This is a genomic window from Demequina zhanjiangensis (assembly GCF_030418315.1).
GTDB lineage: Bacteria > Actinomycetota > Actinomycetes > Actinomycetales > Demequinaceae > Demequina > Demequina zhanjiangensis.
In genome coordinates, this window is sequence record NZ_JAUHPV010000001.1 from 266,645 (window position 1) to 290,555 (window position 23,911).

At 70.7% G+C, this 23,911-nt stretch carries 20 protein-coding genes; 10 read left to right on the top strand and 10 right to left on the bottom strand.

Going from position 1 to position 23,911, the window contains the following annotated elements; translation table 11 throughout:
* Nucleotides 1-22: 22 nt before the first annotated feature.
* The 4 genes from dhaL (at nucleotide 23) to QQX04_RS01310 (ending at nucleotide 4,988) form a co-directional block, all read left to right on the top strand.
* Entirely contained in the window at nucleotides 23-658 is a 636-nt protein-coding gene (gene dhaL, locus QQX04_RS01290) for a dihydroxyacetone kinase subunit DhaL (protein WP_301125424.1), read from the top strand.
* The gene (gene ptsP, locus QQX04_RS01300; protein ID WP_367312899.1) at nucleotides 655-3,093 is read left to right on the top strand and encodes a phosphoenolpyruvate--protein phosphotransferase; all 2,439 of its coding nucleotides are present in this window, start codon (nucleotides 655-657) and stop codon (nucleotides 3,091-3,093) included. The genes dhaL and ptsP overlap by 4 nt, the downstream gene beginning before the upstream one ends.
* A gap of 31 nt (nucleotides 3,094-3,124) precedes the next feature.
* Entirely contained in the window at nucleotides 3,125-3,925 is an 801-nt protein-coding gene (locus tag QQX04_RS01305) for an exodeoxyribonuclease III (protein WP_301125426.1), read from the top strand.
* Between the two features lie 109 nt (nucleotides 3,926-4,034).
* A complete protein-coding gene (locus QQX04_RS01310) occupies nucleotides 4,035-4,988 on the top strand; it encodes a quinone oxidoreductase family protein (protein WP_301125428.1) in 954 nt (317 codons plus the stop codon).
* 42 nt (nucleotides 4,989-5,030) lie between these two features.
* Here QQX04_RS01310 and QQX04_RS01315 read toward each other — a convergent pair whose 3' ends face one another.
* Nucleotides 5,031-6,254 carry a galactokinase gene (locus tag QQX04_RS01315; protein WP_301125430.1) on the bottom strand — a complete coding sequence of 408 codons (1,224 nt, stop codon included), beginning with the start codon at nucleotides 6,252-6,254 and terminating at the stop codon, nucleotides 5,031-5,033.
* An 85-nt stretch (nucleotides 6,255-6,339) separates the two neighbouring features.
* On the opposite strand from QQX04_RS01315, the gene QQX04_RS01320 reads away from it, so the two are divergent.
* Nucleotides 6,340-6,879 (top strand): hypothetical protein, encoded by a 540-nt coding sequence (locus QQX04_RS01320; protein ID WP_301125431.1) that lies wholly within the window; start codon nucleotides 6,340-6,342, stop codon nucleotides 6,877-6,879.
* A 68-nt stretch (nucleotides 6,880-6,947) separates the two neighbouring features.
* On the opposite strand, the gene QQX04_RS01325 is transcribed toward QQX04_RS01320, so the two are convergent.
* Entirely contained in the window at nucleotides 6,948-8,075 is a 1,128-nt protein-coding gene (locus QQX04_RS01325; RefSeq protein ID WP_301125433.1) for an Mrp/NBP35 family ATP-binding protein, read from the bottom strand.
* Between the two features lie 183 nt (nucleotides 8,076-8,258).
* Between QQX04_RS01325 and QQX04_RS01330 the strand changes: the two genes are divergently transcribed.
* Nucleotides 8,259-8,810, top strand: a complete 552-nt coding sequence (locus QQX04_RS01330; protein ID WP_301125439.1) for a hypothetical protein — start codon at nucleotides 8,259-8,261, stop codon at nucleotides 8,808-8,810.
* Between the two features lie 70 nt (nucleotides 8,811-8,880).
* On the opposite strand, the gene QQX04_RS01335 is transcribed toward QQX04_RS01330, so the two are convergent.
* Nucleotides 8,881-9,411 carry a DUF1003 domain-containing protein gene (locus QQX04_RS01335; protein WP_436968445.1) on the bottom strand — a complete coding sequence of 177 codons (531 nt, stop codon included), beginning with the start codon at nucleotides 9,409-9,411 and terminating at the stop codon, nucleotides 8,881-8,883.
* The gene (locus QQX04_RS01340) at nucleotides 9,404-10,693 is read right to left on the bottom strand and encodes a magnesium transporter MgtE N-terminal domain-containing protein (RefSeq protein ID WP_301125452.1); all 1,290 of its coding nucleotides are present in this window, start codon (nucleotides 10,691-10,693) and stop codon (nucleotides 9,404-9,406) included. Before QQX04_RS01340 ends, QQX04_RS01335 begins: the two co-directional genes overlap by 8 nt.
* Nucleotides 10,694-10,853: 160 nt before the next feature.
* On the opposite strand from QQX04_RS01340, the gene QQX04_RS01345 reads away from it, so the two are divergent.
* Together QQX04_RS01345 and QQX04_RS01350 are read left to right on the top strand one after the other, a co-directional pair.
* Nucleotides 10,854-12,254, top strand: a complete 1,401-nt coding sequence (locus QQX04_RS01345; protein ID WP_301125454.1) for an aminotransferase-like domain-containing protein — start codon at nucleotides 10,854-10,856, stop codon at nucleotides 12,252-12,254.
* 63 nt (nucleotides 12,255-12,317) lie between these two features.
* On the top strand, nucleotides 12,318-13,187 hold the full coding sequence (locus QQX04_RS01350) for a DUF3800 domain-containing protein (protein WP_301125456.1): 870 nt from the start codon (nucleotides 12,318-12,320) through the stop codon (nucleotides 13,185-13,187).
* Here QQX04_RS01350 and QQX04_RS01355 read toward each other — a convergent pair.
* The 5 genes from QQX04_RS01355 to QQX04_RS01375 form a co-directional block, all read right to left on the bottom strand.
* A complete protein-coding gene (locus QQX04_RS01355) occupies nucleotides 13,184-14,179 on the bottom strand; it encodes an LLM class flavin-dependent oxidoreductase (RefSeq protein ID WP_301125458.1) in 996 nt (331 codons plus the stop codon). The genes QQX04_RS01350 and QQX04_RS01355 overlap by 4 nt on opposite strands.
* A gap of 65 nt (nucleotides 14,180-14,244) precedes the next feature.
* Nucleotides 14,245-15,588, bottom strand: coding sequence for a thioredoxin domain-containing protein (locus QQX04_RS01360; RefSeq protein ID WP_301125460.1), 1,344 nt, complete (start codon nucleotides 15,586-15,588; stop codon nucleotides 14,245-14,247).
* Between the two features lie 111 nt (nucleotides 15,589-15,699).
* Nucleotides 15,700-17,070 (bottom strand): aminopeptidase P family protein, encoded by a 1,371-nt coding sequence (locus tag QQX04_RS01365; protein WP_301125462.1) that lies wholly within the window; start codon nucleotides 17,068-17,070, stop codon nucleotides 15,700-15,702.
* Between the two features lie 212 nt (nucleotides 17,071-17,282).
* Entirely contained in the window at nucleotides 17,283-18,266 is a 984-nt protein-coding gene (locus QQX04_RS01370; RefSeq protein ID WP_301125464.1) for a GlxA family transcriptional regulator, read from the bottom strand.
* 44 nt (nucleotides 18,267-18,310) lie between these two features.
* Nucleotides 18,311-19,006 (bottom strand): DUF4386 family protein, encoded by a 696-nt coding sequence (locus tag QQX04_RS01375; protein ID WP_301125466.1) that lies wholly within the window; start codon nucleotides 19,004-19,006, stop codon nucleotides 18,311-18,313.
* A 151-nt stretch (nucleotides 19,007-19,157) separates the two neighbouring features.
* Between QQX04_RS01375 and QQX04_RS01380 the strand changes: the two genes are divergently transcribed.
* Nucleotides 19,158-19,982: a PHP domain-containing protein gene (locus QQX04_RS01380; protein WP_301125468.1), complete on the top strand. Its 825-nt coding sequence runs from the start codon at nucleotides 19,158-19,160 to the stop codon at nucleotides 19,980-19,982.
* Nucleotides 19,983-20,091: 109 nt separating this feature from the next.
* Complete coding sequence (locus QQX04_RS01385) at nucleotides 20,092-22,170, top strand: acyltransferase family protein (protein WP_301125470.1); 2,079 nt, start codon at nucleotides 20,092-20,094, stop codon at nucleotides 22,168-22,170.
* Between the two features lie 72 nt (nucleotides 22,171-22,242).
* On the opposite strand, the gene QQX04_RS01390 is transcribed toward QQX04_RS01385, so the two are convergent.
* The gene (locus QQX04_RS01390; RefSeq protein WP_301125472.1) at nucleotides 22,243-23,859 is read right to left on the bottom strand and encodes a DEAD/DEAH box helicase; all 1,617 of its coding nucleotides are present in this window, start codon (nucleotides 23,857-23,859) and stop codon (nucleotides 22,243-22,245) included.
* Nucleotides 23,860-23,911: the final 52 nt, after the last annotated feature.

Below are 23,911 nucleotides of genomic sequence, written 5' to 3' on the forward strand. Positions count from 1 at the left end.
ACACATCAAGGAGGAAGAAGTCATGAGCGAGACGTTCACCATCGCCCACGCCCGATCCTGGATCGACGGGTTCGCCAGCCGCTGCGACGAGCAGAAGGCCTACCTCACCGAGCTCGACTCGGCGATCGGGGATGCCGACCATGGCGCGAACATGGCGCGGGGGATGGGGGCGGTGCGCGGTGCGCTCAGCGCCGACGAGCCGCAGGCGCTCGACGCGCTCTTCAAGGCCGTCGGCATGACGCTCGTGTCCTCGGTGGGTGGCGCGTCCGGACCGCTCTATGGCACCTTCTTCCTCCGCGTGGGCATGACGTCCGGCGCCGTCGACTCGCTCGACGGTGCCGGGCTGTCCGCCTCGCTCCATGCGGGCGTCAAGGGCATCGTCGACAGAGGCAAGGCAGAGGCGGAGGACAAGACGATGTTCGACGCCATGGCTCCCGCCCTCGATGCCCTCGACGCGTCGCTCGCCGAGGGAGGCGACCTCGCGGCCGCGGCCAGCGCCGCAGCCGAGGCCGCCGCCGCCGGCCGCGACGCGACCGAGCCTCTCCAGGCGCGCAAGGGGAGAGCCTCCTATCTCGGCGAGCGGTCGATCGGCCACATCGACCCCGGCGCCGCGTCGACGGCCCTGCTGTTCGACGCGCTGGCCGAAGCGCTGTCATGACCGGCGACCCGCGCGTCGGGCTCGTCGTCGTCTCCCACTCTCGTCCGCTCGCGGACGCGGCGGTCGCGCTCGCGATGGAGATGGTCGCAGGCGAGCCTCCCCGTCTCGAGATCGCCGCGGGCACTCCTGACGGCGGCACCGGCACCGACGCGGCCGCGGTGGCCGCGGCGATCGAGGCCGCCGACGAGGGAGCAGGCGTCGCAGTCCTGCTCGACCTCGGCTCGGCGGTGCTCAGCTCTGAGATGGCGCTCGAGTTCATCGACCCGTCGCATGACGTGCGGTTGCTCGCCGCCCCCTTCGTCGAGGGCCTGCTCGCGGCGGTCGTCCGTGCCTCAGGCGGTGCGAGCCTCGACGAGGTCCAGGACGAGGCCTCTGCCGCGTTGGGCGGCAAGACGGAGCATCTGCGAGGCGACGAGGCGCAGTCTGGCGAGCGGGAGCCCGACGCGCCTGCCTTCGACACGGAGCGGAGCGTGCGCGTCGTCAACACGGTGGGGATCCATGCGCGGCCCGCCGCCGCCATCGCTGGAACGGTCGCGGCATTCGACGCCGCGACCACGGTCGTCCTCGACGATCGCCGAGCGGACGCCCGCTCGCCGATCGCGCTCGCCGCGCTCGGAGCGGCCGCGGGCGACACGGTGGTCGTGGGAGCGAGCGGCTCTCAGGCGTCGGACGCGGTCGACGCGGTCGCCGACCTCATCGAGTCAGGATTCGGCGAGGAGCTCGCGTCTGACCTGGCGCGCGAGGACGCCCAGCCTTCGGCCGCAGCCTCTGTGGAGTCCCGCACCGGCACCGAGGCGAAGCCCCGCGGAGTGAGTGCGGGCCGCGTCGTCGGTCGGGTGCTGCAGGTGGGTGCCCCGGTCGTTGAGCCGAAGTCGAGCGTCGTCCCGGAACCCGACCGTGCGGCCCAGGCGAGCCAGGTCAGAGAGGCCGCCGCGGCCGTCGCCGCGCGCCTTCGCGACAGAGCTGCGACAGTGACCGGTGCCCGCGCCGACGTCCTCGCGGCGACGGCCACGATCGCCGAGGACCCCATGCTGGTGGATGACGCGGTCTCACGCTGCGCCTCGGGAACCGCCGCCGACGCAGCCATCTGGGGCGCGGCCGAGACGGTCGCCTCCACCTTCCGCTCCGCCGGAGGTCTGCTCGCGGAGCGGGTGACTGACGTGCTCGATGTGCGCGACAGGATCGTCCGCGAGCTCCGCGGTGAGCAGGAGATCGTCCTGGCCTCGCTCACCGAGCCCACTGTCGTCGTCGCCCGAGACCTCGCGCCGGCCGACACCGTGGAGCTCGATCCGGCGACGTGCGTCGCGATCGTCACCGAGCTCGGCGCGCCGACCTCGCATACCGCGATCATCGCGCGCGAGCTGGGGATCCCTGCGGTGGTGGGCGCAAGCGGTGCGACGGCGATCCCGTCGGGCACCCCCGTGCTGGTCGACGGAACCACGGGTGAGGTCGTGCCCGGCCCCTCCGACGAGCAGCGGGCGACAGTCGTGCCGCGAGCCGAGCGATCCCCTCTGAACGGGCCGGGCGTCACTCGGGACGGGGCGCGTGTCCGACTGCTCGCCAACGTGGCCGGCGCGCACGACGCGCAAGAGGCATCCCGGTGGGGCGCGGAAGGCGTCGGCCTGTTCCGCACCGAGCTCAGCTTCCTCGACCGAGGCATCGAGCCCAGCGTGGAGGAGCAGGCCGAGACCTACCTCGCGGTGCTGCGCGCGTTCCCCGGTCAGCGGGTGGTGATCCGCACGCTCGACGCGGGTTCCGACAAGCCGGTGCCGTACCTCACGCTTCCGGGGGAGCCGAACCCGGCGCTCGGGGTGCGCGGCTTCCGCACCGCACGACGCGACCCCGACGTGCTCGCCCGGCAGCTGGAGGCGATCTCGCACGCCGCGATGCGTGCGGGGGAGGCCCCGTGGGTGATGGCGCCGATGATCGCGACCCGTGACGAGGCCGCCAGCTTCGCGTCGATGGCCCGCGGCGCAGGGATCGAGACGGTCGGAGTGATGATCGAGACCCCGGCCGCAGCCCTCCTTGCCGACGCGATCGCCGCCGAGGTCGACTTCCTCAGCATCGGCACCAACGACCTCGCCCAGTACGTGATGGCAGCAGATCGTCAGGCGACGGAGCTCGCAGACCTGGGAGACCCCTGGCAGCCGGCCGTGCTCGCGATGATCGCGGCCGTCGGCCGCGCGGGACTCGCCCGAGGCATACCCGTCGGAGTCTGCGGCGAGGCCGCGTCGACGCCCGACCTGGCGCCCGTGCTCGTCGGCGCAGGGGCCACCAGCCTGTCGATGGCACCCCGAGCGCTCGCGCCGGTCGCCGCCGCACTCGCGGACGTGACCCTCGCGGAGTGCCGCGCAGCCGCCGACGCCGCGACATCTGCCGACTCCTCGGACGACGCGCGCCGGAGCGCCGCCGCCGCCCTCCGTGTGCGCGTGTGAGGAGTCGGTCCCGGAAGGTAGCCTCGTCCGCATGAGAATCGCGTCCGTCAACGTCAATGGGGTCCGCGCCGCCGCGCGCAAGGGAATGCACGACTGGCTCGACCCGTCGGGGAGCGACGTGGTGTGTCTGCAGGAGGTGCGCGCACCGCTCGAGACGACCGCTGAGCTGGTCGGCGAGGGCTGGCACGTGGTCGAGGATCCGTGCCTGATCAAGGGCCGTGCAGGCGTCGCGATCCTGAGCCGAAAGCCGCTGTCCGACGTCGTGGTCGGCGCCGACGTGCTCGGCGACGGCATGGACGAGCCGGTGCACACCGGCCGGTGGATCGAGGCGACCGTCGAGTCGCCTGCGGGGCCGGTGCGCGTGGTCTCCGTGTACATGCACTCGGGCACCGTCGGCACCCCCAAGATGGACCAGAAGTACGCGATGCTCGATGCGATGACGGCGCGCCTCGCCGCGCTCCGCGCCGCGCATGAGCGCGTGGTCGTCATGGGTGACATCAACATCGCCCACACCGAGAACGACATCAAGAACTGGAAGGGCAACCTCAAGTCCGCGGGATTCCTGCCTGAGGAGCGCGCCTACCTCGACCGCTGGTTCGAGGCCGGCTGGGTGGACGTGCATCGCACGCTCGAGGGTGCCAAGCCGGGTCCCTACACCTGGTGGTCGCAGCGAGGTCAGGCGTTCGACAACGATGCCGGCTGGAGGATCGACTATCAGCTCGCCTCTCCGGCGCTCGCGGACGCGGCGACGTCGGTGCAGGTGGACCGCCAGCCTTCGTGGGACGCCCGCTGGACCGACCACGCCCCGCTGGTCGTCGACTACTCGCTGTAGCCCGTCTCCTCGAGCGATGGCTTGGGAACACCTGGGCCTCCACGCGCCTTGACGTGAAGGTGGGCGCGCACGCGCGCCCGTGACTCATCCAGTCGAGCAGGAGGACATCATGACCGCGCACAGTGACGAGACCATGCACGTGTGGCGCTACGCCGAAGGACGCACGGTCGAGGCCGGGACAGCGCCGGTGCCCACGCCCGGCGCGGACGAGGTCGCAGTCGCGCCGTCCGCGTGGGGCCTCAACAACGGAGACCTGCGTGCCGAGCCGGGAGGAATCGCCGGGTTCGAGTTCGCGGGCACGATCTCTGCGGTCGGCGAGGGGGTCGACCCGGCGCTCGTCGGCACGCGCGTGATGGGGCTCACGGGCGGAGCCTTCGCCGACGTCGTCGTCGCGCACCGGCGCCACGTGGTGGCGATCCCCGAGGGGCTCACCGATGAGGCGGCCGCCAGTCTCACCACTGCGGTCATGACCGAGCAGGGGGCGCTCAACGCCGCCGACGTCAAGGAGGGCGACACCGTGCTGATCACCGGTGCGACCTCCGGGATCGGCCTCATGGGCATCCGGCTCGCGAAGCTGCGCGGTGCGGCGCTCGTGATCGCCACCACGCGTTCCGAGGAACGGAAGGGGATCCTCTTGGACGCGGGCGCGGACCTCGCGGTCGCGGGCGACTATGTCGATCAGGTCCTCGAGGCCACGGGAGGCGAGGGCGTGGACATCGTCCTCGACCATGTGGGCGGCGAGGCTCTCGGTCGCGCAGTGGACGCCGCTCGCTCCGGTGGGCTCGTCCTGAGCGTCGGACGGCTCGCGGGTGACGAAGGCGTCGTGAACCTCATGACGCTCGCACGCAGGCATGTCACGCTGCGTTCCGTGTCCTACGGCTTCTCCGACCCGGAGATCATCGGCGAGATCCTCGACACCCTCTCCGACCGGGTGCTTCCCGCCTTCGCCGACGGCACCCTCACGCCTGCGATCGACAGCGTCCACTCGTTCGCCGATGCCCCTGGGGCATTCGCACGGCTCGCCTCGGGCGACGGCGCCGGCAAGGTGGTCCTCACCCGCTGACGCTCTGACGCGGACGGCGCTGCGCGCCTCAAGTCACGGGGTTCAGACCCAGAGGAAGCGCGGCTCGCGCATGCCGGCATCCACGAAGCCGTGCGCGATGTGCAGGGCAGCCAGGCGTGCCTGAGCCTTGCGCACAAGCGCGACCACGGCGCCGCCGTAGCCGGCGCCGCTCACGCGCGCTCCCAGCGCGCCCGCGCGGAACGCGGCCTCCACGGCCATGTCCAACGTCGGGTCCGAGGCCTCGTAGTCGAGCTCGAGCGACGCGTGCGAGCGGTAGATGGCCTTGCCGATCGCCACGAACCTCTCGTGCGCGGGCCCGGTGCCACCGAGCTCGTTCACGACGAGCCTGACCCGCTCGATCTCGGCGGTGACGTGGCGCGCACGTCTGCGCAGCGTGGGATCCATGATGCCCTCGACCCTGCGAGCCGCGAGTGGCGCGTCGGCGACCTCGCGCAGCGTGGTGGAACCGAGCGCCTCCGCCGCCGCCGCACACTCGGCGCGGCGGGTGCGGAACAGCTGTTGCACATCGCCTCGCGGCTTCTGCGTGTCGATCACCAGGAGGCCGAGTCCGTAGTCCCGGAAGTACATCGGGTAGGGGACCGCCGACGTCGGATGGTCGGCGAAGTCGAGCAGCAGCGCCTCGTCAGGCCCGCACCGCAGGATCGTGTGCGGGTCCAGAGCACCGCAGAGCGTGCCGACGGCGAGGTTCTCGGCGTCGAGGCACGCGTCGGCCAGCTCGGCACGGCCCTCGTCGCCGCCGAGCGCGAGCCGCCAGATGTCGTTGGCCACCAGTGCGGTCGCCGCCAGGATCGAGGCCGAGGATCCCAGGCCGGCGCGCGGAGGCAGGCAGGAGGCGAAGGCGAGGTCCATGCCCGCGCCATCGAAGCCACGCTCCTGAAGCGCCCACAACAGGCCGAGGACGTAGCGGGGCCAGCCGTCGACCTCCTGAGGCGACATGTCGAGGTCGCCCTCCCAGATCGGGCCGGGGCCCTCCACGAGGTCGCCCAGGTCCGTGACGACGCGTACCCGCCTGTCCTCGCGCGGGCGAGCCGCCACGTAGATGGCGTGCGGCGTGATCGTGGGCAGCGCGAGCCCCTCCGAATAGTCGGTGTGCTCACCGATCACGGTCACGCGGCCTGGAGCAGACCAGGTGCAGGTGTGCTCCACGCCCCACTGCTCGCGCAGAAGTGCGGACGCCCGCGCTGCTCCTTCGGCAGGCGTCCACGCCTCGACCCAGGTGGGCCCGGTTTCGGCAACGACGCTCACAGGGCCATTGTGCCAGCCAAGTCCTTGGTCTCTCCAACCGTGAGAACATGTGGTAGCAGGCAATCCAGACCCGAAGGGGGCAGTCATGGCCGAGACGCCCGAGTCTCACGGCGCCGAGAGCGCTCAGACCGCGGAGACTCCGACGATCGTGCCGGGCCAGCCGAGGTCCGTCCTCGACAGGCTCCGCCGCAACCGCATGGGAGCCCTCGCGGCGGGGCTCGTGGTGGCCATCGCCGTCGGGCTCCTGCTCTCAGTGCTGGTGCCTGGTGAGCCGAACCTGCTTGCGTACGCGCTCCTGGGGCTCCTGCTGATCGCAGCGGTCTCGGCGACGGTGCGCTTCCTCAGCCCCGATCGGGGGCTCGCGGCGCAGGGGAGCGCCTTCTTCGCCACGGCCGTGGGCGTGCACCTCATGCTGGTGACCGGCGCCGTCGACTCGGCGGGTTCTGAGCTGTTCGAGCTGATCGGCGGGAGCGGCGTGAGCTTCGACGACGCGCTTCTGGCCGCGCTCGCGGTTCCCATGGTGTCGACCGGGGTGCTGCTGAGCGGAGTCGTGGCAGCGGTCGTCGCGGGCTGGGGTCCGCGAGAGGCCGAGGAGCCGCGTCCGTCGCGTCCTGCCGGGTACTGAGGTGGCAAGACCCTCGTCCGTCTGAGGAGCGGTGGCGCCGTCTGGCTCCGGCGCCACCGGCTACGAAGTCACCGTGAGACCGGCGTGACGCCGAGCGAGCGGCCGGCGAGCCCGCGCTGACGGCTCGACAGGCTCCGGGCCACGTCGCGGATGGCGGTCGCGGCAGGGGAGTCGGGATCGGAGACGACGACGGGCACTCCGGCGTCGCCGGCCTCGCGAGCCGCGATGTCCAGCGGGATCTGGCCGAGCAGCGGCACCGTGGTGCCCAGCGTTGACGAGAGACGCTCCGCGACGCGCGTGCCGCCGCCTTCGCCGAAGACGTGCAGGCGGGTCCCGTCGGGCTGGTCGAGCCACGCCATGTTCTCGATCACTCCCACGACCGACTGCGAGGTCTGGGTCGCGATCGCCCCCGCGCGCTCCGCGACGCCCGACGCGGCGGACTGCGGAGTCGTCACGACCACGAGCTCCGCGTGCGGCAGCAGCTGGGCGACTGAGATGGCGATGTCGCCGGTGCCGGGCGGAAGGTCGAGCAGCAGGACGTCGAGGTCGCCCCAGAACACGTCGGCGAGAAACTGCTCGATCGCGCGGTGCAGCATCGGACCGCGCCACACGACGGGCTGGCCCTCGGGCACGAACATGCCGATGCTGACCGCCTTGATCTCGTGCGAGATCGGCGGCAGCAGCATGTCGTCTAGCCGGGTGGGCTGCCCCTGCACACCCAGCATGCCGGGGATCGAGAAGCCGAAGATGTCGGCGTCGAGCACGCCCACCTTGAGGCCGTCCGCAGCCATCGCCGCGGCGAGGTTGGCCGTGACGGTCGACTTGCCCACACCGCCCTTGCCGGACGCGATCGCGTACACGCGCGTCATGTTGCCGGGCTGGGTGAACGGGATGACGGGCTCGGGCTTGCCTCCGCGCAGCTGGGAGCGCAGGTTCTCGCGCTGCTCATCGCTCATGACGCCCAGCTCGATGCGGACGTCGCTCACACCGCTGACGCTTCGGGCCGCCTTGTCCACGTCGCCGGTGATCCGCTCGCGCATGGGACACCCCTGCGTGGTGAGGTCGATGCCGATGGTCGCGAGACCCTCGTCGTCGACCTCGACCGACCGCACCATGCCGATCTCGGTGATCGGGCGGCGGATCTCGGGGTCGATGACTCCGGTGAGTGCAGATTCGAGCTCGGTGAGGACTGGCATGCCGTCCATCGTAGGCGTTCCACCAAGGCCGCAGGTGCGCTCGTGCGTGACGAATCGGGTGTCATTCCGCACGTTTGTGGGATTCCGAGAAAACGTTTCAATCCCTTGCTCCAGCATTCCCGAATCGATACGGTCGTAACCATTCCGTGACCTTCTTGTGAGTCCCCCTGAGCAGGAGAGTTCATGACTTCCGCAGTGCCGTCGACGATGATCGTGCGAGCCGGGGACCGTGCCGAGAGCGCGCGCGGCCGGACCGCCGAGCTGCCTGTCGAGCACCCCCGCGCGCTCCGGCGCGGGACGCTCCTCGCGATGTCGGTCACGCTCCCGCTCGCCGTCGCAGCGTCTGCGGTCTCCTATCTGATGGCCTCGCAGCAGCGGAGCATCGTGGTCGCGATCGGACTGGCGGCCGGCGCATCCATGGCGACGCAGGTGGTGCACCGCTGCCGCCGCGCGGGCCTGCGCGCGGTCGCCATCGGGCTCGTCGCGTCGGCGCTCGCGGTGATCGGCATGCAGCTGGGAGTTCTCGCGGCGGAGCCCGGCCCGTTCTGGCCCGCGCTCGTCGACCACGCCAGCATCGCGGGCCTCACCGACATCGCGCACACCTATGTGGACGGCGAGCCCGTCCGAGCCGGCCTCTCGATCGGTGCCGCGCTGCTCCTCGCGTACCTCACGGGCCGTGGATTAGGGGCCTGCCGCTTCGAGCGGCGCGCCGCTGAGGCGCTGAACCGCCACTGAACGCGCGCCTTTCTGCGCGGCGGCAGGGGCGTTCGAGAGTTCAGGCGCGCGCTGGTCGGACGCCCGGTGGTCAGCGACTGCGCTTGCGGGGCTCGTCCTGCTCCGGCGCGTCGTCGTCCTCGTCGCGCAGCTCCTCGAGCAGCGCGCGCAGCTCGGACCTCACGAAGTCGCGGGTCGCGGTCTCGTTGATCGCCTGGCGAAGCGCCGCGACCTCACGCGCGAGGTACTCGGTGTCCGCGAGCGACCGCTCGGCGCGCTGGCGGTCCTGCTCGGCGGCCACGCGGTCACGGTCGTCCTGGCGGTTCTGCGCGAGCAGGATGAGGGGAGCGGCGTAGGAGGCCTGCAGCGACAGCATCAGGGTCAGGGCGGTGAACCCGTTCGCCGCCGAGTCGAAGCGGAGGTCGAACGGCGCCCACACGTTCCACGCGAGCCAGACGATGCAGAAGACCGTCAGGTAGAAGATGAAGCGGGGGGTCCCGAGGAAGCGTGCGATCCCCTCGGAGATCTGGCCCGCCCTGTCGGGGCTGGAGGTCGAGCGCGAGCGGCGCCGGAACAGGCCCCGCTCCTCCGCCTTCGGGCGGTCGAGCCGGAAGTCAGCCACGGGCGACCTCCTGACCGGGGTCGGTCTCCTCGTCGATGTGCTCGCGCCAGTCGCTCGGCAGCAGGTGGTCCAGCACGTCGTCGATCGAGACGGCTCCCACGAGCCTGTGGTCGGAGTTCACGACCGGCAGGGCGAGGATGTCGTACGCGGCCATGCGGCGCGCGACCTCTGGCAGGCGCGCCGCCGGGTCGAGCGGTGAGATCGCGGGATCCACGTACCCGCCGATCGCGTCGTGCGGGGGCTCGCGCAGCAGTCGCTGGATGTGCACGAGCCCGATGAACCGACCGGTAGGCGTCTCGAGCGGCGGGCGGACCACGAACACCATGGAGGCGAGCGCGGGCGGAAGCTCCTGCTTGCGGACCATGGCGAGGCAGCTCGCGACGGTGGTCTCAGGGCCGACGATCACGGGCTCGGTGGTCATGAGGCCACCTGCGGTGTCGTCCTCGTAGCCGAGCAGCTGCTCGACGTGCTTCGCGTCCTCCGGCTCCATCAGCTCCAGCAGCGCGGCGGCCTGATTCTCGGGGAGGTCTCCCAGCAGGTCGGCGGCGTCGTCGGGATCCATCGCCTCGAGGACGTCGGCCGCGCGCTCGGATCGCAGCGTGGACAGCAGTGCGATCTGATCCTCCTCGGGGAGCTCCTCGAGCACGTCGGCGAGCCGCTCGTCGTCGAGCGCCGCGGCGATCTCGGCGGAGCGCGACGGCGACATCTCCATGAGCGCGGAGGCGAGGTCAGCCGGCTTGTGGTCCTCGAACGACTCGATGACCAGCGCGGCGCCCTGATTCTTGTCCCGGATCGACAGCCCGGTGACCTGGTCCACGTCGACTACGAGCGCCTCGCCGCGGCGGGAGAAGCCGAGCACTCCCTTGCGGCGCTCGGCTCGCCTCACGAACAGCTTCGAGACATGCCACGTGCGGGTGCGGTCCGGCTCGATCGCCAGGTCCTCGATGTAGGCGGTGCTCTTGTCCGACTTGAGCTTGACGCTGCGCTCGAACATCTCCGCCACCGCGAGCGTCTCGCCGGGCCGCGCCTTGAAGCGACGCAGGTTGATGACGCCCGTGCAGATGACCTGGCCGGGGGAGATGGAGGTGACGCGGGTGAGCGGCATGAAGACGCGTCGGCGTCCTGGCACCTCGACCACCAGTCCGACGGCGGTGGGGGCGCCTCCGCTACGGCGCACGAGCAGGACGACATCGCGGACGCGGCCCACGGCGTCGCCCAGCGGGTCGAAGACTGTGGTGCCGGTCAGCCGCGCCACGTAGACGCGCTCGGGTCCGGTGCTCATGTGTCTACAGTAGCGGCGCGCGGAGGAAGGCCCCTGGAAGGGGACGTGGCCCGCCGGGGCCGCCAAGGTGCGGTTTGCGGGACTGGCACCGCCTCGAAGGTGCCGAAGTCGGGTCCACTGGCACTTGCCGGAAGGTGCCGGTTCGCGACACCATGTGCCCATGCTCACGCCCGCGCAGCAGCTCACCGCCGTCCTCGACCACTGGCAGTCGGGGCGCGGCCCTCTGTACCAGCAGCTCGCCGACGCCATCGTGGCGCTCGCGGAGTCCGGCTCGCTCGAGCACGGCGCCAAGCTCCCCTCAGAGCGGGCGCTCGCCACCGAGCTCCACCTGTCCCGCAACACCGTGACCGCCGCGTACCAGCAGCTGCGCGAGGCCGGCTGGCTCGAGGTCAAGCCGGGCGCCGCGCCCAGGCTCGGATCCCTCTCCCGGGGAGTCATGGCGCTTTCGGCCCAGGACCGTTTCAGCAAGCTGCTCACCGACCGGTACGAGCCGCTCATCCCCTTCAGCACCGCCTCGCCGCCGCCCGCGCCCATCGTGACGCGTGCGCTCGCGGACCTCGGCGACTTCATCGGAGGCAGCCCCGCCGTGGGGAACGGCTACGCGGCGCTCGGCGACCGCGAGCTTGTCCTCGCCGTGACCGACCACCTGCGCGCGCAGGGCGTCCCCGCCCGGCCCGACGAGGTCGTGATCACGTCGGGTGCCCAGCAGGCGATCTGGCTCATCGTCACGACCCTCGGCGGGCCTGCCAAGCCGGTCGCGCTGGAGTCGATCACCTATCCAGGGGTCTTCGATGCCGTCCAGGCGGCCGGTTCGCGTCCCCTCGCGCTCCCCATGCGCGACGACGGTCTCGACGCGCGCGCCGCCGCCAAGCTGCTGCGTGCGAGCCGCCCGGATCTCGCCTACCTCACGACCTTCCACAACCCGACCGGCACCGCTATGACCGAGGAGTCGGCGCTCGAGGTGCTGCGCGCCGCCCAGGCGGTCGACACCACGGTCATCGACGACCGCACGATCGGCGACCTCGCGCTCGACGGCCGCCCGAGACGTCCGCTCGCCTCCTACGGCTCGGGTGCCTCGGTCATCACTGTCGGCGGCATGTCCAAGGTGTTCTGGGGAGGACTGCGCATCGGCTGGCTCCACACCAACGCGACTCTCGCAGCCCAGCTGCGGCACCGCCGCGCGGCCATGGACCTCGGCTCGCCTGCCGTGTTCCAGCGTATCTCGGCGCGCATGCTCCGCGAGCACTACCAGGAGACGCTCGCGTGGCGCATCGAGTCGCTGCGGGAGTCACTCGACGCCACGCGCGGTGCTGTGCGCGAGCACGGCCTCGACTGGACGTGGCACGAGCCCGAGGGAGGTCCCTCGCTGTGGGTGCAGCTGGGGGACGGAAGCGCTGACAGGTTCGCCGAGCGCTCCACCGCCGCGGGGGCACCCGTGGCACCGGGCTCGTCCTTCGAGGTCATCCCCGGCGCCGCAGTCGGCCACTTCCGGCTGCCGTTCTACCTGCCGCCCGAGCAGATGAGGCTCGGGGTGAAGATGCTCGCGGAGCGGGCTGCCTGAACCTACGCCCAGCACCGGCCTCGCCGCGCCCCTAGGCTCGGATCAGGCACAAGGAGGTGCGCGATGCTGCTGTTCTACATCGACGAGTGCGGGGACACGGCGCCGATCGCCCAGCGGCATCGCGCGCACGGATCGCCGAGCGAGCTGTTCATCCTCGCCGCGGTGGGCATCCACGACTCGTCACGCGAGCTGCTGGCCCACGAGATCATCGAGCTCAAGCGCCTCTACTTCCCGGAGACGGTGGGGGACGAGGACTGGGGTGTCTCCGAGATCAAGGGGCGGTTCCTCACGCACTCGTCGCGGCTGCGGGGGCATGAGCGGGCGCGGTTCCTCCCTGCGGGATGGAGGGAGGTCGACGATCCTGCGCTCATGCGGCACCTCCTGAACGACCTGGGCAACCTCTTCGCCAAGTTCAGGCCGCTGATCTTCACCTCGGTGGTCGACAAGCGGGCGATGCGAGACGCGGGAGAGGAGACCGACCCGCTGGCCATCGCGTACACGCGGCTCTACGAGCGCGTCGCGCTCACGCTCCACCAGGTCAACAGGGGTGAAGGAGCGCTGTTCGTCGCGGACCAGCAGGACGAGCACGAGAAGTACTTCAAGTCAGGAGCCATGCATGCCGCCAGAGCCGAGCTGGAGAAGCGTGAACGCAACCGTCCGCGCTTCGAGCCGGTGCTCGACAAGCCGCTCTGGATCGACCCCCACTACAGCACGCTCGATCGAGAGATCATCCAGCTTGCGGACATCGTCGCCTACTCGGTCAACGAGTGGTTCCAGCGTGGGGAGCCGCCGACCGAGCACCAATACCTGTGGAGGGCGATCGCGCCGTGCTTCTCCGCGCACTGGAAGACGCAGAAGTCGCACGGCGCGGGCCTGATGATCCACCCCGAGCGCGACGAGTACCCGCGGATCGAGCCGCTGCCTGAGGGCTAGGCGGCTACCGCCATCGCCCCGCCCGTCAGGCGCACCGAGGCGACCCGCGCGTCGGCGTCGAGCGCCGCGTGCACGGTGATGACCTCGTCCGCCTGCGCCTCCTCGGCGAACGCCTCGATGCCCTCGCGCACCTGGGTCGGTGTTCCGACGGCGACGCGTGACATCATCTGCGCCAGCTGCTCGCCCTGTGGGGTGAGGAGGAACGCATCGATCTCCGAGTCCGAGTACTCGGGGGTGCTCGGACCGCGCTTCGCCATGCGGCGGACGCGCTCGCGGCGGGCGGCCGCGAACATGGTCGTCGCCTCCTCGCCGTCCTCGGCGGCGACGACGTTGAAGCCCGCGATGACGTACGGCTCCGGGTGGGCGTCTGAGGGCCTGTAGAGATCGCGGTAGACGGCGACGGCCTGGTGCAGCGCCTGCGGTGCGAAGTGCGAGGCGAATGCGTACGGCAGGCCGAGCGCTGCTGCGAGCTGAGCGCCGAAGAGTGAGGAGCCGAGCACGTAGAGCGGAACGTCGGTGCCGGCGCCTGGGGTGGCGCGCACGCCGTCGTCCCTGGCGTCACCGGCGAGGAGTCCGCGCAGCTCAGCGACGTCGTCGGGGAACCTGTCGGCGGCAGCGGGATCGGAGCGCAGAGCGGCGTAGACGGCACGGTCGCCGCCCGGCGCTCGACCCAGTCCCAGGTCGATGCGCCCGGGGTGCAGCTCGGCGAGGGTGCCGAACTGCTCGGCCACGGTGAGTGGCGAGTGGTGGGGGAGCATGACGCCGCCGGCGCCCAGGCGGATGGTCGAGGTGTGCGCGGCGACGTGCGCCACGAGCACCGCGGGGGCGGACGAGGCGATGGACTCCATGTTGTGGTGCTCCGCGTACCAGACGCGCTGGTAGCCCGACTCCTCGGCAGCGCGTGCCAGGTCGACGGAGTGGTGCAGGCTCTCTCGTGCGCTCCCGTGGGGAGCGATGGCGGCGAGGTCGAGCAGGGACAGGGGGACGGTCACGGAAGAGGGGCCTCTCGGTCGGGGATCTGAGGGGTCCAACGCGTCGGGAGCGGTGGTTACTCCCGTTATCCGCCCTTGGCGGAGGAGGCGTGTGTCGCTCTGATGCGAGTGGTCACGAGGTGGATCACGCCCGCCAGCAGGAAGGCCCCCGCGAAGAGGGCGAGCGCCAGGAGCGGGCTCTCCATGAGCGTCGGGTCGATCAGCATGACCGCGGCGAGCACGAGCATGGTCACGCCCGCGAACAGCTTGAGCAGCTCGCCGTGCTTGTCCTGGAACTTGGTGGCGCGCATCGTCACGACCGCGAGGCCGAACACGACCAGCTCGTCCAGCAGGAACGGGATCATGTAGGCCACGAACAGGCCGACTGTCGCGGCGGGTCCCACGTCGTTGGCGTGCAGCATCCCCGTCCACAGGACTGGGAAGCCGGCGGTGCACGGGGTCTCGAGCAGGCTCACGCCTACCGCGAGCACGACCGTGGCGCCGAGCGCCGGGAGGAGCGCGTCCTGGCCTGCGATCGCACGCATGCGCTTGTAGATCCCAGGCTTCGCGGAGTCCGAGATGGTGAAGGACAGCCCTTGTTTGAACGCGAAGTAGTCCTTGACGCTGACGATGCCGAAGATGCCTGCGACCGCGGCCACGACCACCTGGATCCAGCCCATCCAGCCGATCACCGTGAGGGCCGAGTAGAAGGCCGCCATGTAGAGCGCGTACATGGCTGCGGTGACCGCGAGGAAGGTGCTGCCGACCACTAGCACGCGGCGCCGGCTGCCCGTGCGCAGCACGATCGCGAGCAGCACGGAGATCACCCACAGCGAGCACGGGTTCACGCCGTCGACGAAGCCGATGATGACGGTGGACACCAGCAGGCTGTGATCGTTGAGCGACACCTCGCCGACGAGGGGCACGTCGACAACGTCTCCCGCTGTCCCGGTGCCGTCGTCGGTTGGCCTGGCCGACGGGTCGAGCCCGGCCTCGAGCGCGGCCTGCACCTGTGCCTGGATGGACTCGGACCACCCGATCCACACGTTGTTGCCGACCATCGTGGTGGGCACGCCGCTCACCTCGAAGCCGTAGACGGCCGCGGTGTCCATGAGGAGCTGCTGGTTCGCCTCGTCGTACCAGACCTCGTAGTACGTGAGCGTGAGCTCGGGGTGCTGCTCGGAGTAGGCGGTGAGCCACTCCTTCTCCGCGGCGCAATGGGGGCACCCGTCTCCCCAGAAGAGCACCAGGTCTGACGCCGGATCGAGGCCCGCCTCTGCAGCGAGGTCCGTGCCTCCGGTGATCCCTGGATCGTCGGCGTGCGCGGTCCAGGGAGTGGCGGCTAGCAGGGTGACCGCGAGGGCGAGCACGAGCAGCAGTCGTGGCATGGCGACGCGTCGGCGGATGGCCGAGGAAGCGGCGGTGCCCATGATCCTCCCGGTGAGGGCAGCACACGGCGATGCTGCTGCCCTCACCGTAGGGAGGCTTCCGTCGATGCGGCTGGGACCGGGGTCCCTTTCGCCTGCCTCGACGGTGATGTCCTACTTCGCGAGGCCTGCCATCCACGCCTCGACTGCGTCGGGGTCGCGGGGGAGGGCGGCCGAGAGGTTCTCCACGCCGTCCTCGGTGATGAGCACGTCGTCCTCGATGCGCACGCCGATGCCGCGCAGCTCGGCGGGCACCGTCAGGTCGTCGGACTTGAAGTACAGGCCGGGCTCGATCGTGAAGACCATGCCGGGTTCGAGGATGCCCTCCATGTAGTGCTCGCGGTTCGCGAGCCCGCAGTCGTGCACGTCGATGCCGAGGTGGTGCGAGGTCGAGTGCACCATCCAGCGGCGGAACAGCTTCGCGTCGGGGTCCTCGTGCTCGGGCACGATGCCCAGCTCCTTCAGTCGCTTCTCGATGACCTCCATCGCGGCCTCGTGCACGTCGAGGAAGCGCGCCCCGGGACGGGCGACCGCGAAGCCGGCGTCGGCCGCCTCGAGCACGATCTCGTAGATCTTGCGCTGCGTGGGCGAGAAGGTGCCGTCGATGGGGAGGGTGCGCGTGATGTCTGCCGTGTAGAGGCTCTCCATCTCGACGCCCGCGTCCAGGAGCAGCAGGTCGCCGGTGCGGACCTGGCCATCGTTGCGGATCCAGTGCAGCGTGGTCGCGTGGGGGCCCGACGCGGCGATGGTCTCGTAGCCGACGGCGTTCCCCTCCTCGCGGGCGTGACCGTCGAAGGTCGCCTCGATGACGCGCTCACCGCGCTTGTGGGCGACGGCGCGGGGCAGCTCGGGGACCACGCGCTCGAAGCCGGCGATCGTCGCGTTCACCGCGTCGCGCAGCTGCTGGATTTCGTACTCGTCCTTGACGAACTTCATCTCGGCGAGCGCGACAGCGACCTTCTTCTTGGGGTGCTTGTCCACGTTGATGTCGCCGGGCAGGTCCGCGAGGTCGGCGGTCGCGATGCCCGTCATCGCCTCGAACTCGGCGAGGCCCGGGCGTCGGCCGATCCAGAACTCACCGGAGCGCGGATCCGCGTAGAAGCCCTCGTCTCCCGCGACTGCGGGCGGGATCAGGTACAGCGTCGCGTCGTGCCCGCCGCCGTCGATCGGCTCCAGGACGAGCACGGCGCCCGGCTCGTGATCGGCGCCCAGCCCGGTCAGATACGAGAAGTCCGAGGTGGGGCGGAAGCGATAGTCGGTGTCGTGCGAGCGCACCTTGAGGTCGCCCGCGGGCACCACGATCCGCTTGCCGGGGAACTGCGCGCTCAGCCTCGCGCGGCGGTCGGCCGCGTACGGGGCGGCTGCGATCAGCGTCGTCGCGTCGGCCTCCGGCTCCGCCCATCCGCTCGCCAGGAAGTCCTTGAACGCCTGGGAGGAGGGGCGGCCGGTGCGCGCCTTGTTGAGTTCTTCCTTGTCATCGCTCATGCGCTCATGTTCTCACTGCGCGCGAGCGGCTCCTCACGGCCGAGGACGCGTCATCGGCTGCCCCTGCCTGAACACTTCTTCACGCACGCGTGACGCGAGGGAGCCACGGTGCGCACGGGGCTGCGCATGCGGCGCACGGTTCACGCCCGTCACAGGCGCGTGAAGGGCTGCGCACGCGCGCCTGCCCGCTGCGCCTCTCGGGTCAGCTCGGGTCAGCGCGACCGCTGGAGCTCGAAGCGTCCGCGGTACTCGCCCGCAGGCACCCCCACCAGGCGTTTGAACGCGCGCTGCAACGTCTCGGGATTGCCGAAGCCGACCAGCTGAGCGATGCGGGACAGCGGGTCGTCGGTCATCTCGAGCATCCGCCGCGCCGCGTCCACGCGCACTCGCTCGACGTGCCGAGCGGGGGTCGTGCCGAGCTCTGCCGTGAACAGCCGGTGCAGGCTCCGCTCACTCATCACGGCGCGCTCGGCGAGCGCGCGGATGGTGAGGTCCGACTGGAGGTTGTCGGCGATGTGCACCAGCAGGTCGTTGAGCGTCACGCTGTCGGTGCGCTGTGCCGCGAGGTGGGTGCTGTACTGCATCTGGCCGCCAGCGCGCTGCAGGTACACGACCAGGTGCCTGGCGGCCGCGGCCGCCATCGACGCGCCGTGATGCGTGCGGAGGAGTTGGAGCGCGAGGTCGATCCCCGCCGTCACCCCTGCGGAGGTCCATACGCCGTCGTGCGCGTACAGGCGGTCGGAGTCCACGGAGATCTCCGGGTGCGTGGTGGTCAGCATCTCGGCCAGGGCCCAGTGGGTGGTGGCGGTGCGTCCCTTGAGCAGGCCGGCCTCCGCGAGGACGAGGGCGCCCGTGCAGACGGACCCGACCTCCTCGCTGCGCCTCGCGAGATCCGCGACGGCGTCGACGAATGAGCGGTCGAAGGCGGCGGGGATGACCTCGAGCCCGCCCGCGACGAGCAGCACATCCGGCCACAGGTCGGGGTCGTCGAGCGCGCGGTCCGCGACGATCGCAGGTCCGCTTGCGGTCCGTACCGGCCCCGCCTGCGCCGCCACGATCTCGACGGTGTAGGGCATCACTTCCTCGCCCGCCTGCTCGGCCAGGTAGTTGGCGAAGTAGAACACGTCTGCGGGTCCGAAGACGTCCAGGCCCTGCACACCGTCGAACACCGCGAGGACGATCCGGCGGTGGCGCATGCAGTCATGATCGAAGGCGCCACCGCCGGTGTCAACGGGCACGGTCAGCGGGCCTGCACCGGCTGAGTGGCCGCTGCTGTGCTCTGGTCCTTGCGGGCGCGGGACGTGAGGACGGTGCCCACGGCGGTGAACCACACGATCATGCCGATCCCGAACACGGCGCCGGCATCCGACGCTCCTGGGATCAGCGTCGCGAGACCCGCGGCGCCGGCGACCGCGCCGATCACGGCGATCCAGCGGGGGAGCGCCCGCGCCTGCCACGCGGCGACCGACGCGAGGATCACCCAGATCGCCCCCACCACCTCGTTGCCCCCTCCCAGGCCGTCGCCGACGGTGTCGACCGTGCGCCAGAGCGCCCCTGCGGCGTCGGCGTCCTGAGCGGCGAGGTCCGACACCGCGTGGTAGCCCACGGTCCACACCATGCCGGCTGCGATGATCACCCCCGCCCAGATGAGTCCGAAGGGCGCGGCGACGCGGGCGAGCTCGCTTCCGTCGTCAGAGCCGGCGCCCTGCCTGAGCGCGAGCGACAGCGGCACGAGCGCCGCGCCGAACACGACTGTCGTGACGAGCACCCACACGGTGATGAGCGACCCGTGGGTCGTCAGCTCCGCGACGGCATCGGCCGGCGTCGCGGGATCGGCGAAGTCGCCGAGCAGCAGCACAAGCATCAGCAGGCCGACGACGAAGGTGCCGCTGGCGATGTGCGCCGCGATGCCGCCGGCGCGTTGAAGTGAACGCATGATCTCTCCTCTGGGTCTTCACAGCGCAGGCCCCCGCGGACCCGCCATCCCAGGGTCGGCCAGCGACAGCGAGGCGAACAGGTCCGGGTCATGACGATCTCTGCCAGCCGTGACGCGAGGCCAGGCGTATGCCGCGGCCTAGGCTGGCGACATGCGCATCGACCTCCACCTCCACTCGACCGTGTCCGACGGCACGGGCTCGCCTTCGCAGGTGATGCACGAGGCCGCGGACGCCGGACTCGACGTCGTCGCGCTCGCGGACCACGATGCGATGGACGGATGGGACGAGGCACAGGTGGCGGCGGATGAGCGCGGCATCCGCCTGATCCCGGCGATCGAGGTCTCGGCCCGTCACCGTTGGGTCTCCGTCCACATGCTCGCCTACTGGCCCGACAGGGACGATGCCGCGCTGCGGGAGATGCTCGCCCGCACCCAGGAGGCGCGCGTGGGCAGGGCGAGGGAGATCGTCGAGAAGATCGCCGTCGACTATCCCCTCACCTGGGAGGACGTCGAGGCGCGTGCGGGTGTGTCCGCCACCGTCGGACGCCCCCACATCGCCGACGCGCTCGTCGCCAGAGGAGCCTTCCAGACCCGGGACGACGTGTTCGCGCACGTCCTCAAGAACGGATCGCCCTACTACGTGCCCCACTACGCACCCGAGGTGGAGGAGGCGATCGGCGTCATCCGCGCGGCGGGCGGCGTGCCGGTGTTCGCGCATCCCGGAGCGCACGCGCGCGGCAGGACCGTGCCGGATTGGGCCATCGCCGAGCTCGCGAAGGCGGGCCTCGCGGGGCTCGAGGTCGACCACCGCGACCACGACGACGCCACGCGGCTCCACCTCGCCGGGCTCGCTGAGCGATACGGGCTGCTGCGCACCGGGTCGTCCGACTATCACGGCACGGGCAAGTTGAACCGGCTCGGGGAGAACCTCACCGAGCCCGCGGTGCTCGCGGCCCTCGAGGCGCAGCGGGGCTGAGGCATCGAGCCCGGACTTGCGCGCCGCATCCGCCGCTAGAGTGACCTCACGCGGAGCGTTCCAGGTCGAGGGGGTCGAGGGGCTGAACGGCGAGGGGAGGGCGCGTCAGATGCGAGCTCGGTTGGCGGATTTCGCGGGCGCGGACCCGATAGTCGAGAACGGCTCGACTCCTGCTCGCGCGTCGAGACGTGACATCCAGGCCTTGAGAGCCTTCGCGGTGTTGGCGGTGATTGGCTACCACTACTGGCCCGAACTGCTTCCGGGCGGTTTCATCGGCGTGGACGTGTTCTTCGTCATCTCGGGCTATCTCGTGGGCGGCGCGCTGATGCGCGAGGCATCGCGAACCGGTCGAGTCGACATGCGCGGCTTCATGCTCCGCCGTGCCCGGAGGATCCTCCCGGCCGCGATGGTCGTCATCGCTGTCACCGTGGTCGGTGCGTCTCTGCTGTCATCTCCGGTGCGCAGCGCGCTCTGGAAAGTCCCGTGGAGCGAGGGGTCGTACTCCCGAGAAGCGCTGGCAGCAGTGGCCCAGGTGTCCAACCTGCTTTTCGCGGGACGGCACGTCGACTACGACTCTGCGGTGCCCTCGCCCTTCCTCCATTTCTGGTCGCTCGGCGTAGAGACGCAGTTCTATCTCCTGATGCCTCTCGTGGCAGTCGGGGTCGCGGCTGCGGTGGCGAGAGCCTCGAACCGCTCCGAGCTCGTTGAGCCGTTGGTGCTCGCCGCATTGTCGATTGGCCTGATCGATCTGATGCTCGTCGTCGGTGGCACGGACGGTGGGTTCTACAACCCGCTCGGCCGACTCGCGGAGTTCGTCGCCGGAGTCGTAGTAGCACGCGTGGCCTGGAGGTATCGAACCCGTGCTTCGACCGCGGTGGTCGCACTGGGATGGAGCCTTCTCTTCGCCACCTCGTTCCTCGTGGCTCTGTCGCAGCACTGGCCGAGCTTCGTGACGTTGCTTCCTGTCGTTGGCGCCATGGCGGTGCTGCTTCCTGGGTCCGCCCTCCGGGTCGCTGGCCTCGGGCGCTCGTCTCTTGTCCAGGGGTGCGGTGATCGCTCGTACTCCCTGTACCTCGTTCATTGGCCGCTGCTCGTGCTCGCAGGAATCCTTCTCGACCGAGAGCCCTCGAACCTGGAGCGCATCGTCATCCTCGCGATCGTCGCGGTCCTAGCTGAGGCGCTCTATCGGTATGTGGAGCAGCCTGCGCGTCGCCTGCCGATCGAATCGGTCAATGACCGCCGCCGTGCGGTCCTTCGGATCGCGTTCCCGACCGTTGTCGCGTTCTCATCCGCGCTCGCGATCGGGATCGCCTCCTCGCTCTCTCCAACAGTGGGTAGTCAGGTGGCCGAGAGATATGCGCCCATCGACCTCGCTGAACTACCCGGTCAGGTGGCAACCTCCGTACCGGTGAACGTGCGCCCCGCCCCCGAGGTGGCCAGTGTGGACCTGCCAGCGTTCTCACCGCCCCACTGCCACGAGACGTCGGGTCAGGACGAGCGTACGGGGCCGTGCATCGTTGGCGACGAGGGTGCACCGCTCGTTGTGCTCTGGGGAGACTCCCACGCGGCGCAGTGGTACCCAGCGCTCGCCCTCATGGCCGATCAAGGAACGATACGCCTCGAGTCCTATACCAAGGGAGGCTGTTCGCCGCTCGCCGGCATCACGGCGGACGACTCCCTGTCGGGGCGGTGTCTCGAGTGGTTGGAGTGGTCGCTTGCGCAGATCGTGTCGAGTGAACCGGCCGCCATCGTCTCCACGAGCAAGCTCTCCTATCACTGGGACGATTCTGAGGTAAGCCCCGAAGCCTACGTCGATGGGTTGGATTGGCTTGGCCGCCGCCTTCCCGCTGGTGTGCCCGTGGTGTGGATCTCCGACAATCCGCGATTCCCGGAGTCGCCCGGTGAGTGCGCCGTCAGACACATCCATGAAGTGGAGCCGTGCAACGTTCCGCGTCTCGAGGCGTTCCCCCACGAGGTCCAGGCGGACGTCAACCACGCGGCACGCGAGCGAGGCTTCGGCGTGCTCGACATGACGGATCTGTTCTGCACTGAGAGTTCTTGCCCGATCATTCTGGGCGACATCCTGGTGTATCGGGACGACGACCACGTCACGGCGACGTTCGCGGAGGCATCGGCGCCGGTAGTGGAGCCCGCGGTGCTCGCGGCCCTCGAGGCGCAGCGGGGCTGAGGCCCCACGCTGGAACGACGAAGGCCGGGCCCCTCCCGAAGGAGGAACCCGGCCTTCCGAGTCTTCTGGGCCCTACTCGGCCGCGGGCTGCGTCTGCTGGCCCTGGCCGCCACCCGAGCCGCCGCGACGGCGACGACGACGGTTGCGCTTGGGGCGCTCGCCGCCCTCGGCCGCGGGAGCGGAGCCCTCGGCGCTGCGGGGCGCCTCGGCGCGCTCGCCACGGCCCTCGCCGCTGCGCTCGCCGGAGCCTCCACCACGGCGACGGTTGCGACCGCCACCGTTGCGGCCGCCCTCTCCGCGCCCACCATCACGGCCGCCACGGCCGCCGTCACGACCACCGCGGCCTCCGCCGCGGTGGTCGCCGTGGCCCGCAGCCTTGCCGGTCTCGCCCAGGTCCTCGAGCTTCTCGCCCTCAAGGCCCTCGAGCACCTGCTTGTCCTTGGGCAGGCGGCCCTTGGTGCCGGCGGGGATGTCCAGGTCCTCGAACAGGTGGGGGGACGACGAGTAGGTCTCGACGGGCTCGGGGTAGCCGAGGTCGAGAGCCTTGTCGATCAGCGACCAGCGCGGGATCTCGTCCCAGTCGACGAACGTGACCGCGGTACCGGTCTTGCCCGCGCGGCCGGTGCGGCCGATGCGGTGCAGGTAGGTCTTCTCGTCCTCGGGGCACTGGTAGTTGATGACGTGCGTCACGTCGTCCACGTCGATGCCTCGGGCCGCGACGTCGGTGGCGACGAGGACGTCGACCTTGCCGTGGCGGAACGCGCGGAGCGCCTGCTCGCGCGCGCCCTGGCCGAGGTCGCCGTGGATGGCGCCGGCCGCGAAGCCGCGCTCGCGGAGATCGTCGGAGACCTTCGCGGCGGTGCGCTTGGTGCGAGCGAACACGATCGTGCGGCCGCGTCCCTCCGACTGGAGGATCCGGGCGACGACCTCGACCTTGTCCAGCGCGTGCGCACGGTAGACGACCTGCTTGATGGCCTTCACGGTGGAGCCCGAGTCCTCGGGGTCGTTGGCGCGGATGTGCGTGGGCTGGATCATGTAGCGGCGCGCGAGGGTGACGACGGCGCCGGGCATGGTGGCCGAGAACAGCATGGTGTGGCGCGAGGCCGGGGTCGCGGCGAGGATCTTCTCGACGTCAGGCAGGAAGCCGAGGTCGAGCATCTCGTCGGCCTCGTCCAGCACGACCGTCTTGACGTAGCGAAGGTCGAGGTGGCCCTGGTTCAGGAGGTCGATGACGCGGCCCGGCGTGCCGACGACCACCTCGACGCCCTTGTTGAGCGTCTCGATCTGCGGCTCGTAGGCGCGGCCGCCGTAGATCTGCGCGATGCGGATCTTCCGCTTCCTCGACGCGGTCTCGAGGTCACCCGCGACCTGCACGGCGAGCTCGCGCGTCGGCGCGATGACGACGGCCTGGGGCTTGCCCTGCGCATCGTCGAGGCCGTCCCAGCCGTCCTCGCCCGGCGCGATCGCACGGTGGAGCAGCGGGACGCCGAAGCCCAGCGTCTTTCCCGTACCGGTCTTGGCCTGGCCGATGATGTCGTGGCCCGAGAGGGCGACGGGCAGCGTCATCGCCTGGATCGGGAACGGGGTCAGGATCCCCTTGTCGGCGAGCGCCTCGACGATCAGGGGATTGACGTCGAAGTCGGCGAATGTCTTGTCTGCGTGCTGCACGGATGCGTGCGTATCTGTCATGTGGTGTCCCAGCATCGGGGCGCCTCAGGGGGCGCGATCGGAGGCAGCCGAT

Coding starts and splice junctions, on each gene's coding strand:
- dhaL (WP_301125424.1), top strand. CDS start 23: ATGAGCGAGACGTTCACCATCGCCCACGCCCGATCCTGGATCGACGGG.
- ptsP (WP_367312899.1), top strand. CDS start 655: ATGACCGGCGACCCGCGCGTCGGGCTCGTCGTCGTCTCCCACTCTCGT.
- QQX04_RS01305 (WP_301125426.1), top strand. CDS start 3,125: ATGAGAATCGCGTCCGTCAACGTCAATGGGGTCCGCGCCGCCGCGCGC.
- QQX04_RS01310 (WP_301125428.1), top strand. CDS start 4,035: ATGACCGCGCACAGTGACGAGACCATGCACGTGTGGCGCTACGCCGAA.
- QQX04_RS01320 (WP_301125431.1), top strand. CDS start 6,340: ATGGCCGAGACGCCCGAGTCTCACGGCGCCGAGAGCGCTCAGACCGCG.
- QQX04_RS01325 (WP_301125433.1), bottom strand. CDS start 8,075: ATGCCAGTCCTCACCGAGCTCGAATCTGCACTCACCGGAGTCATCGAC.
- QQX04_RS01330 (WP_301125439.1), top strand. CDS start 8,259: ATGACTTCCGCAGTGCCGTCGACGATGATCGTGCGAGCCGGGGACCGT.
- QQX04_RS01340 (WP_301125452.1), bottom strand. CDS start 10,693: ATGAGCACCGGACCCGAGCGCGTCTACGTGGCGCGGCTGACCGGCACC.
- QQX04_RS01345 (WP_301125454.1), top strand. CDS start 10,854: ATGCTCACGCCCGCGCAGCAGCTCACCGCCGTCCTCGACCACTGGCAG.
- QQX04_RS01350 (WP_301125456.1), top strand. CDS start 12,318: ATGCTGCTGTTCTACATCGACGAGTGCGGGGACACGGCGCCGATCGCC.
- QQX04_RS01360 (WP_301125460.1), bottom strand. CDS start 15,588: ATGGGCACCGCCGCTTCCTCGGCCATCCGCCGACGCGTCGCCATGCCA.
- QQX04_RS01365 (WP_301125462.1), bottom strand. CDS start 17,070: ATGAGCGATGACAAGGAAGAACTCAACAAGGCGCGCACCGGCCGCCCC.
- QQX04_RS01370 (WP_301125464.1), bottom strand. CDS start 18,266: ATGCGCCACCGCCGGATCGTCCTCGCGGTGTTCGACGGTGTGCAGGGC.
- QQX04_RS01375 (WP_301125466.1), bottom strand. CDS start 19,006: ATGCGTTCACTTCAACGCGCCGGCGGCATCGCGGCGCACATCGCCAGC.
- QQX04_RS01380 (WP_301125468.1), top strand. CDS start 19,158: ATGCGCATCGACCTCCACCTCCACTCGACCGTGTCCGACGGCACGGGC.
- QQX04_RS01385 (WP_301125470.1), top strand. CDS start 20,092: ATGCGAGCTCGGTTGGCGGATTTCGCGGGCGCGGACCCGATAGTCGAG.
- QQX04_RS01390 (WP_301125472.1), bottom strand. CDS start 23,859: ATGACAGATACGCACGCATCCGTGCAGCACGCAGACAAGACATTCGCC.